8 protein-coding genes are annotated in these 10,910 nt (G+C 45.0%); 3 read left to right on the forward strand and 5 right to left on the reverse strand.

Features of this window, described 5'->3' with window-relative positions:
* Nucleotides 1-49 precede the first annotated feature (49 nt).
* Together R8269_RS14250 and R8269_RS14255 are read right to left on the reverse strand one after the other, a co-directional pair.
* Entirely contained in the window at nt 50-1,285 is a 1,236-nt protein-coding gene (locus R8269_RS14250; protein ID WP_085569570.1) for a cysteine desulfurase-like protein, read from the reverse strand.
* Complete coding sequence (locus tag R8269_RS14255) at nt 1,269-1,925, reverse strand: 2OG-Fe dioxygenase family protein (RefSeq protein ID WP_005377989.1); 657 nt, start codon at nt 1,923-1,925, stop codon at nt 1,269-1,271. Before R8269_RS14255 ends, R8269_RS14250 begins: the two co-directional genes overlap by 17 nt.
* Before the next feature lie 359 nt (nt 1,926-2,284).
* Between R8269_RS14255 and trxB the strand changes: the two genes are divergently transcribed.
* The 3 genes from trxB (at nt 2,285) to cydC (ending at nt 6,849) form a co-directional block, all read left to right on the forward strand.
* Complete coding sequence (gene trxB, locus R8269_RS14260) at nt 2,285-3,244, forward strand: thioredoxin-disulfide reductase (RefSeq protein ID WP_258476557.1); 960 nt, start codon at nt 2,285-2,287, stop codon at nt 3,242-3,244.
* Between the two features lie 103 nt (nt 3,245-3,347).
* Nucleotides 3,348-5,135, forward strand: coding sequence for a heme ABC transporter permease/ATP-binding protein CydD (gene cydD, locus R8269_RS14265; protein ID WP_064353826.1), 1,788 nt, complete (start codon nt 3,348-3,350; stop codon nt 5,133-5,135).
* Nucleotides 5,128-6,849 (forward strand): heme ABC transporter ATP-binding protein/permease CydC, encoded by a 1,722-nt coding sequence (cydC, locus tag R8269_RS14270; RefSeq protein ID WP_318222570.1) that lies wholly within the window; start codon nt 5,128-5,130, stop codon nt 6,847-6,849. The genes cydD and cydC overlap by 8 nt, the downstream gene beginning before the upstream one ends.
* Before the next feature lie 97 nt (nt 6,850-6,946).
* Here the strand turns inward: cydC and R8269_RS14275 are convergent, their stop codons facing one another.
* The 3 genes from R8269_RS14275 to R8269_RS14285 all read right to left on the reverse strand — a co-directional run bounded on the left by R8269_RS14275 (nt 6,947) and on the right by R8269_RS14285 (nt 10,869).
* Nucleotides 6,947-8,278 carry a D-serine ammonia-lyase gene (locus R8269_RS14275; RefSeq protein ID WP_064368077.1) on the reverse strand — a complete coding sequence of 444 codons (1,332 nt, stop codon included), beginning with the start codon at nt 8,276-8,278 and terminating at the stop codon, nt 6,947-6,949.
* 90 nt (nt 8,279-8,368) lie between these two features.
* Entirely contained in the window at nt 8,369-9,463 is a 1,095-nt protein-coding gene (gene serC / locus R8269_RS14280) for a 3-phosphoserine/phosphohydroxythreonine transaminase (RefSeq protein WP_064368076.1), read from the reverse strand.
* A gap of 137 nt (nt 9,464-9,600) precedes the next feature.
* The gene (locus R8269_RS14285) at nt 9,601-10,869 is read right to left on the reverse strand and encodes a DUF945 family protein (RefSeq protein WP_064368075.1); all 1,269 of its coding nucleotides are present in this window, start codon (nt 10,867-10,869) and stop codon (nt 9,601-9,603) included.
* Nucleotides 10,870-10,910 lie beyond the last annotated feature (41 nt).

Here is a 10,910-nt window from a genome sequence, read left to right on the forward strand (position 1 = left end):
CTCGAGTTTGACTCGAGCTTTTGTTTTTCTATTAGGAAGAAATCGTTAGTTATGCGTCAAGGATGCTTTCTAGCACATCGAATAACATATCGACTTCTTCTATTGTATTGTAATGCATACAACCAATTCGCACTACACCACCCGATTCTTCTAAACCAAGTTGACGAACTAAGCCCAACGCATAAAAGTGACCATTCCATACACAAATGTTATGTTCACCCAGTGTTTTCGCGATGAACTCTGGAGAATATCGGTCAAACGTTAGCGCAAAAGTTGGCGTGCGGAGTTGGCTATCTTCCTTTGCGATACCGAATAGATTGACACCATCTAATGCATTCAAACGCTGTAAGAAACGCTCACTCAAGCGCTGCTCATGTTGTTCATACAGTTGGTAGCTTTGCTCCAACCGTTGGCGAAGAGGTAAACCGACTTCACCAAATTGAGCCAGATACTCAACCGCAGAAACGACACCAGCAAGACCTTCAAAACTTTGCGTTCCTGTTTCAAATCGACCAGGGCCTATATTAGTGGCAGGCTCGACTTTGTAAGGGCGAATACTGTGGAGCCACTGATCGGCTATGTAAGCAATACCAACGTGCGGTCCGAAAAACTTGTAAGCTGAGCAAGCTAAAAAGTCACAACCTAACGCTTGAACATCAACCAAATGATGAGGCGCATAATGGACGGCATCCACATAAACTTGTGCCCCAACATTGTGCGCCATGCTGACTACTTGCTGTACATCCACAATAGAACCCGTCGTGTTCGATGCATAAGTCACAGCGACAAGGCGCGTTTTATCAGAAAGAAGGCGGCTTAAATGCTCCATATCCAGCGTACAATCTTCTTCGTTGATACGAACTTGATGAACCGTAACGCCTTTATCTTCTGCCGCTTGCTGCCAGCTGGATACATTTGAATAGTGATCCAAAGCGGAAACAATGATCTCATCTCCTGCTTGCCAATCTCGACTAATCGCGCGACTAAGCTGAAAGGTTAGTGAGGTCATATTGGCACCGAAGACAATATTGCCAGATGAAGGGGCATTAAGTAGAGCCTGAGCCGACTCACGCGCATTTTGCATTACGTCAACAGTCACTTGGCTAGAAAAATAATGCCCGCCTAAGTTAGCGTTGAAACGACCTAAATACCCTACCATGCTGTCTAGTACTGATTGAGGCACTTGTGAGCCGCCTGGACCATCAAAAAACGTCACGGGCTTGTCGTTGTGGTATTGAGCCAACGCCGGAAATTGCTCTCTGATCTGATTAAGATTGAAGTTCATTACGCTTATCCGTAGCCGTGAGTACAAATACATCCATATGGCCCGCTTCGTCATCAATAACAGAGCGGATTGGGCACGCGTTATGCCACAGCTTGCTATCAGCCAAGATTGCGACCTCTCCGGTTTCTAGCACTTTACGGAAAAATGGGGCTTGGTTATGGCTGCTGTACAGCATGATGTCGCCACCGATGATGTTATGGCGTCCCACACCAACCATTGCAATGTGATCAAAACCGTCTTGGTGCACACCTTCAGGTGCTACTTGGGTTTCTTCTTCCAGTGCCCTGATACGGATTTGGTGAATTTCTATTTCTTGACCGTTTGGCAGATGATTCGCATTGACAAACAATTCACACATTTCTCGAAAGCCATCGCTGGTAAGAATATCCTTCTCAATTGGCTCGAATTGTCTTACTACATCACCTTGAAATCGGTTGATATCAGAGGATTGAACAAAGCTATTTTTATTTAAGTCGATGACTTTGCCGTTATCAAAACCAACCACAGAATAACGTCGTAGTCGATACTGACCATCTGCATGTTCGGTACGAGGCAGTTCTTCAAACGATGGGGAAAGCTGCTCAATTGCTGCCATGCTGAGCTGTGTTAAATGTAGAGTATTCTCACGTGAATGTAACATCATTTGCTCCTTTAATGAGGCACATTAATTAACATTTAATTTACACGCTAGGTTACGCAAATATTCTGCAATTACCAGCTTTTAACGTTGATAGCTTCAACAAAACAACAAAAACAACACATCAAACCAAATGAAGCCAAAAAAATAGAGCCATGTTTCAGTTTTACGCTTTGACAATATTTGAAACTAGACTTCTCTACTACGAATAGAATTTTATGCTAGAAGTCAACGTTCTCTATCAATATTTAGTGGGTTCTAATCTATAACCAATTATTCGATCACAATCGTTGTTTATGCTTTTAAAGCACTAAGAATTTCCATACAATCGAGGGAAATGTTACGCCCTTTTTGGAGCCATAATGAGCGACGTAAAACACTGTAAATTATTAATTCTTGGTTCTGGTCCTGCAGGATACACAGCTGCCGTCTACGCAGCGCGTGCAAACTTAAACCCTGTGCTTGTGACGGGAATGCAACAAGGTGGTCAGCTAACCACCACAACTGAAGTTGAAAACTGGCCAGGCGATGCTGAGGGACTGACAGGTCCAGCATTGATGGATCGCATGAAAGAACACGCCGAGCGTTTCGAAACTGAAATCGTATTTGATCACATCAATGACGTAGAGCTATCACAACGCCCATTTCGTTTAAAAGGCGACTCAGGTGAGTACACTTGTGATGCCTTAATCATATCTACCGGCGCATCAGCAAAATACCTTGGCCTTGAGTCTGAAGAAGCATTTAAAGGTCGCGGCGTTTCTGCTTGTGCAACCTGTGACGGTTTCTTCTACCGTAATCAGAAAGTTGCAGTTGTGGGCGGTGGTAACACGGCTGTTGAAGAAGCGCTATACCTATCTAACATTGCGTCAGAAGTTCACCTGATCCACCGCCGCGATTCATTCCGCGCAGAGAAGATCCTTGTGAAACGTCTGATGGATAAAGTTGAAAGCGGTAATATCGTTCTTCATACCGATCGCACTCTCGATGAAGTACTGGGTGACGATATGGGCGTAACGGGCGTCCGCATTAAAGACGTGAACAGCGGTGCGACAGAAGATATCGATGTAATGGGTGCATTCATCGCAATTGGTCACCAGCCAAACACACAAATCTTTGAAGGCCAAGTAGACATGAAAGATGGCTACATCATCGTTCAATCAGGTCTTGAAGGCAACGCAACACAAACTAGTATCGAAGGTGTATTTGCAGCTGGCGACGTAATGGACCACAACTACCGTCAAGCGATCACCTCTGCAGGTACAGGTTGTATGGCTGCATTAGATGCTGAACGTTTCTTAGACTCACTTGGTGACAAATAACTTTTCACATTTGTGTCATATCCTTAAAGCCCAGCGGTATTCCCGCTGGGTTTTCTTTTGTATACTACCGCCTCATTAAAACAATTATCATTAAGCCTTCACGATGGATAAGAAAAAGCAAAGCAGCTTGAATAAGTGGCTGAAGCAACAAAGTAAGTTAGCCAAGCGCTGGCTTATGATTGCGATAGGCCTAGGCGTACTTTCAAGCGTGTTTTTATTGGCTCAAGCAGCCCTGCTCGCCTCCATTCTGCACCAGTTAATTATTGACCAAGTCGACAAAGCCGACCTCATTTGGCATTTTGTTGGGCTCGGTGGCACGGTTATCGGTCGAGCTGCTTGTACCTGGGGTCGAGAGCTTGCCGGTTACCGTTGCGGGGAGCAAATTCGAGTTTATATTCGCCAACTCATTTTAGATAAAGTTCATAAACTTGGGCCAGCTTACATCAAAAGCAAACCTGCTGGCAGTTGGGCAACGCTCATCTTAGAGCAGGTAGAAGATATGCAAGATTTCTTCTCACGCTACTTGCCTCAAATGTCATTATCGGTACTAGTGCCTTTCATCATTTTGGTTGTCGTATTCCCAGTAAACTGGGCAGCAGGCTTGATCTTCCTGGTCACTGCACCACTAGTGCCTATTTTCATGGCACTGGTTGGGATGAAAGCCGCAGAAGCAAACCGTAAAAACTTTAAAGCAATGCAGCGTTTGTCGGGTCACTTTTATGACCGCTTGCAAGCAATGACGACTATTCGCTTATTCGATAGAACAAAATCTGAAACTGAAACTCTTAAGGGTGCTTCGGAAGTCTTTCGTACTCGTACCATGGACGTTCTGAAAATCGCGTTTCTGTCTTCTGCGGTGTTAGAGTTTTTCACTTCTATTTCTATCGCAATTACCGCTGTCTACTTTGGCTTTAGTTATATCGGGGAGCTCGATTTCGGCTACTACGGCGCAGGTGTTACGCTCTTTGCTGGTTTGTTCATTCTGATTCTTGCGCCAGAGTTTTATCAGCCATTACGTGATTTGGGCACGTTCTATCATGCGAAACAGCAAGCGGTTGGCGCAGCAGAAAGCATTGTCGAGTTTCTGGATTTGGAAGTCGATCAAATCAAAGATGGTACCCAAGCGTTAGATAAAAACAGCCCTATCCATATTGAAGCGAACCAGTTAACCATTTTTAGTCCGGAAGGTAAGCAGCTCGCAGGTCCCCTATCCTTCTCTCTTGAAGCCAACAAAAGTACGGCTTTAGTTGGACCAAGTGGCGCAGGTAAAACAAGCTTGGTAAACACCATCCTCGGTTTCATGCCTTATCAAGGTAGCTTGAAGATTAATGGTTGTGAATTGTCGCAACTGGATCTAGCCACATGGCGAGAGGCAGTAAGCTGGATTGGTCAAAACCCGATGCTATTACACGGTAGCATTCGAGATAACATCACACTAGGTAAGCACAATATTCAGGATGCAGACGTACATTCTGTGTTGAATGACTCTCACGCTGCTGAATTTGTTGAAATGCATGGGTTGGATTATCCGATATCTGATCGTTCTGGTGGTTTATCTGTCGGCCAAGCGCAGCGTTTAGCACTGGCTCGCGCCATGCTACAAAATGGTCGTTTTTGGTTATTAGATGAACCAACCGCAAGCTTAGATGCTCGCAGTGAAAAACTCGTGATGGAAGGCATTAACAAGTATGCGCATGCCACAACGAATTTGATGATTACTCACCAACTTGCGCCTTTACAAAACGTATCGCAAATTCTTGTTATGCAGGACGGCCAGATTGTTCAACGTGGTGATTACGCCACACTGTCGACAGAAGATGGCTTATTTAAAGACATGTTGGAAGCGAACCTCGCACAACGTGAAACAGACAAGGGGAACTTAGATGCGTGATTTACTCCCTTATCTAAAACTCTATAAGAAACACTGGTTTGGTCTTTCGCTAGGTATGCTACTGGCATTTCTGACCTTAGCGGCGTCTATTGGCTTATTAACGCTATCAGGTTGGTTTATTTCAGCCGCAGCGGTGGCAGGCTTGACGGTTGCTCGTGAGACCTTCAACTACATGTTACCAGGTGCCGGGGTACGCGGCGCTGCAATGGCTCGAACCGCAGGTCGATGGGGAGAACGTGTCGTTAGCCACAATGCAACGTTCAAGCTGCTTACCGATCTACGTATCTTCTTCTTTAAGAAACTTGCACCACTGATTCCGGGTCGTGTTTCTACGATGCGTGATGCCGATCTGCTCAACCGCCTAGTAGCGGACGTAGATGCGATGGATCACGTTTACCTTCGACTTATCAGCCCTGTCGTGATTGGTATTTTTGGCATATTGAGTTTAACGGCTGTCCTGGCGTTCTTTGATTGGCATCTCGCCTTACTGCTTGGTTCGATTCTTACCGTCATGTTGTTTGTATGGCCAGTGTTGTTCTATAAACTTGGTAAAAGTAATGGCGAGAATCTCACTCATCATAAAGCGCAATTGCGAGTGGCGACACTGGACTGGCTTCAAGGCTACAGTGAACTGAGTATCTTTGGAGCAGAAGAACGTTATCGTAATCTCATTCTAGAGAAGCAGAAGCAGTTGCTGTCTAACCAATTTGTGAACGCGAATTTAACGGGCATGGCTTCAGGCCTGCTTATGCTGGTGAACGGCCTTACACTGGTTGTGATGCTTTGGTTTGCTGCAGACGGCGTAGGTGGTCGTGCTCCTGATCCTTGGATTGCGCTGTTTGCGTTTGCAACCATGGCGAGCTTTGAGATTCTGATGCCTATCGCGGGCGCATTCCAGTATCTCGGTCAAACGTTGACTTCTGCTCGTCGTTTAAATGAAGTAATTTTAGCTGAACCTGACGTTGTCTTCCCTGAGCAGTCGAAACATAAAGACACAACGTTAGACATTGAATTCGACAGCATTGATTTCACTTACCCTGACGGTCAGCAAAAGGTGCTGAAAGACTTGTCACTCTCACTACCGTTGGGCACTAAAACTGCAATTGTAGGTCAAACAGGTTCAGGTAAATCAACACTGATTCAGCTTCTTTGCCGCTACTGGGATGTTAACCAAGGTGAAGTTCGAATCGGTGGTACAAAACTGCAAGATTGGAGCGAGTCGGACCTGCGAGCAGCAATGACTGTGGTCAGTCAACGCGTAGATGTACTAAACGGGACACTACGTGACAACTTACTCATGGCCGCTCCGGATGCAAGTGATGAGCAACTGTCTACTATTTTACAAAAAGTCGAGCTTGGCGGACTTCTTGAAGAGCCGGGGTTAGACGCTTGGTTAGGCGACGGCGGTCGTCAGTTATCTGGTGGTGAGAAACGCCGAATCGGTATTGCTCGAGCATTGCTACGTGATGCCCCAATCCTACTCTTAGATGAGCCGACTGAAGGCCTCGATAAGCGTACGGAACAAAAAGTGATGGCGCTTTTCAATGAACACTTTGCTAATAAGACAGTAGTATTCATTACACACCGACTGATAGAGTTAGAAAGTATGGATAGCATCTGTTTGATGGAACAAGGTGAGATCATCGAACAAGGCGACCATCCAACGCTACTCGCTCAAAAAGGTCGTTACTACCAGCTATTACAATCTCTATAATTCGATTTTCAGTGACGAGAAGGGCTCATCAAACGATGAGCCCTTTTGTTATTCCTGTATTATTAGTTACCTAATTAAGCACGTATACAGTGCTGATTTACCGACCAGATTTTTTGAGATAAGCCGCCATTTCATCTTTCGGAACCATGCCCCCACCAGTTGCCCAAACAAGATGTGTTGCGTTTTTGAGTTTTTCTTCGTCAAATTTCATTTGAGACTGATAAGCATGGTTATTCGAGACGTGCACTGCCCCAATCATACCGGCTAATGCAGAAGGCTCTAGATTAATACCTTCCAGTTCACTTAACTCACCCAAGTGGTGATACATACGAGCGTCATCAATGGTGTAAAAACCATCAAGTAGCCTTTCCATCGCTCTTCCGACAAATCCCGAGGCACGCCCGACTGCCAAGCCATCAGCGGCGGTGATGTTATCGATACCCAAATCTTGTACCGAAATATCGTCATGCAAGCCTGTATGTACGCCCAACAGCATGCACGGGGAGTGCGTTGGCTCCGCGAAAATACAATGGACATGCTCGCCAAACGCTACCTTCAAGCCAAATGCCACCCCACCAGGCCCGCCGCCAACACCACAAGGAAGATAAACAAACAATGGATGATGCTCATCAACCACGATTCCCAAGTCATCAAACTGCTGCTTAAGACGCTCACCCGCAACAGAGTAACCTAGAAACAGCGTCCGTGAGTTTTCATCATCGATAAAGAAACAGTTGGGATCTTTTTCTGCCTCTTTACGACCTTGCTCGACAGCAATACCATAATCTTCTTGGTGCTCTACGACATTAACACCATGTGACCGGAGCTTATTTTTCTTCCATTCCCGCGCATCCGCAGACATGTGGACTGAAACTGAAAAACCCAGCTTCGCACTCATGATACCAATGGACATACCAAGATTGCCGGTTGAGCCAACTGCAATACTGTACTGCTTAAAAAACTGCCGAAACTCATTGCTGAACAATTTGCTGTAATCATCGCTTTCACAGAGCAAGCCGGCTTCAAACGCCAACTTTTCTGCATGAGTGAGCACTTCATAAATACCACCTCTCGCTTTGATCGAACCAGAAATTGGCAAATGACTGTCTTTTTTGAGCATTAAATGGCCCAATATTGGTGTGTCGTATTGCTGCTCCAAACGCACTTTCATATTGGGAATATCCACCACTGCGGACTCAATAACGCCACGCGACGTTTCCGTTTCGGGAAACGCTTTCATCAAATAAGGCGCAAATCGTGCTAGCCGTTCACTCGCCGCTTGAATATCTTTTTCATCTAACCCGACATGAGGTAAGCCTTCCTCCAAGGAAGTGATATGGGGGTTAAACCAACAAACCTCTTCAAGATCAATAAGTGCTGCCAAGAGTGGGAACTGCTTAGTCAGCGCTTCAATATTTGCCTTGGTCATTTTACCTTCCTGGAATGATGTGAGTTGAGATAAACAAAAGCGCCGCAATAGCGACGCTTTGGAGAACAAATATCAGTTATCAGTTTGAGCTTACGCGTAGTTTTTCTCAAACTCTTGCATGAAGTCTACTAACGCTTGAACGCCTTCAAGCGGCATTGCGTTATAAATGGATGCTCGCATACCACCAACTGCTCGGTGACCTTTTAGCGCTTTCAGCCCTTTAGAGTCTGCTAACTCAAGGAAGGTTGCATCCAGTTCAGGCTTAGCAAGTTGAAATGGAACGTTCATCAAAGAACGGTTCGCTGAGTGCACGCCATTACGGTAGAAATCAGACTGATCGATGTAATCATACAGTAGCGCGGCTTTAGCGCGGTTCACTTGCTCAATCGCTTTTACTCCGCCCTGTGCCTTCAGCCATTTGAAAACAAGACCAGACAGGTACCATGCAAAGGTTGGTGGCGTGTTGAACATTGATTCTTTTTCTGCCAAAACAGTGTAATCCAAGATACTTGGTAGAACCTGCTTCGCCATACCTAATAAATCATCGCGCACGATAGCAATAGCAATGCCGGAAGGACCAATATTTTTCTGAGCGCCCGCGTAAATCACACCGTATTTAGACACATCGATTTCACGAGAAAGAATTGTCGAAGACATGTCAGCAACAATCGGTTTGTCGGTGATAGGAAGATCGTTAATCTCAATACCATCAATGGTCTCATTTGGACAGAAGTGAACGTAAGCCGCTTCTGGAGCAATTTTCCATTCACTTACAGGTAGAACCGCGACTTTCCCGTTGATTTCTGTTTTTGCATCAAACACGTCTGGTTCGCAGTATTTTTTCGCTTCAGCTACCGCGCTTTCAGCCCAATAACCACCATTGATGTAAGTTGCCGTATCGGCATCACCAAGTAAGTTTAGAGGAACAGCAGCAAACTGAGCACGAGCACCACCTTGGCAGAACAGCACTTTATAGTTGTCCGGAATATTCAGAAGGTCACGTAAATCCTGCTCGGCTTCTTCTGCAACTTTGATGAACTCTTTGCTTCGGTGACTGATTTCCATGACCGAAGTGCCAAGACCTTGCCAATCGATTAGTTCCTGTTGTGCTTGCTGCATAACTGCTTTAGGCAGACCTGCTGGCCCTGCACTGAAGTTAAATACGTTGTCCGTATTTTGTTCCATGATGCTCATTGCTCCTGCTATGTAAATATTACGAAATTAATATCACGTTTTCGCAGTGATAAAAACAAGAAAAGAGGTCTTACGACCTCTTTTTAAAGACTAAGCGTTGAATTGGAACAAATTCGCAACAACACGAATTACTGTTGTTGCATCAAAGCAGGCATAAGTAGAGCCACCAATGGGAACTCATGCCCATTTTCGAACTTCAATTTGCCTTCACCAATTTCTGCTTTTAATTGATAACCGCCCTCTACTTTTTCGATCAACTCCATAATAAGGAGCTCATCAATCCCTTCTTGAATAAATGGGTAATGCGTTACTAATTCATCAGAGAAGTAAGTGCTAAGTTCACCAGTAGTGGCCGTCACCAACTTCATTGGATCTTGAGTAATATGCTCAGTACCTTCAGGGATGGATAGTTGCCACTCGTTGTGGAACTTGCCGTCACCGAACGCGAGTGAAAGCTCGTTCACGGATAAATCAAAACCTTTGCTAAACAGCGTATCGACATGTGGCAATAAATTCGCAATTTCCTGCTCATCTAGCATAGGAGAGCCTTGATAGATAGACATAATTTGATCAAAAGACTGGCTATCCACATCTGCAATTGAGAAATCCAACTTAAAGTTATCGACATCCGTCCCATCAGTTAAACGTAGTTTCTTAGCATCTAGGTTTAATTGACTGTTCAGCTTATCACCAGACTCACTCATCGTAGTGTTACCACGGTAGCTCGCATTTTCAATCAAAAAGACAGGCGTCAAGTTCGCATCAACCACATCCAGCTTCTCTAGAGAGAAAGATTGCTCGCCTAACCAGTAGCCTTTTGCTTGCTTTCCTTTACCTTGCCCTGTCAATGCATTCAGATGAAGCTCTTCACCGTTTTCAAAATCCACTTGAACAGAAGGAACGGAAACTTGGTAATTGAGATCACCCAATACCGTCACATCACCTGTTACTTTTGCAGGGCTTGTAGAAACAGAAACACCTTGCGCTTCGTTACGATAATGCCAACTGTCTAGGTCGAGGATAAATGCTGTATTGCCATTTAGTTGAGTCTGGCTATGCATCGTGAGAGGCAAAAAGTCATTGTCCACCAATTTTGAATCAGCTGTTAGGCTTGTTAGACCGTGGCTAACATCACTGGTTACGTCAAACGTCGTTGGCATACCATCACGCTCTAACTGCGTTTTAAGCTCAGGATCAACAACTGAATAACGAGTCAGCACGACTGAAGACAAATAGCCACGCTGATACTCGACCACTTCGCCTTTAATCATTTCATCATTCATATTGGTAATACCATCTTCAATGATGGACTGACCAATTTGTCCGACAGCCAATGGCCAACACAGTGCTAATGAGATAGCACCACCAATGGCGCCGATTTTTTTAAGATTTTGCATAACGTCACTTATTAGATATTTTCGGTCAGTCTACCCCAAAC

The sequence above is a fragment of the Vibrio sp. Vb0667 genome, from assembly GCF_033391095.1.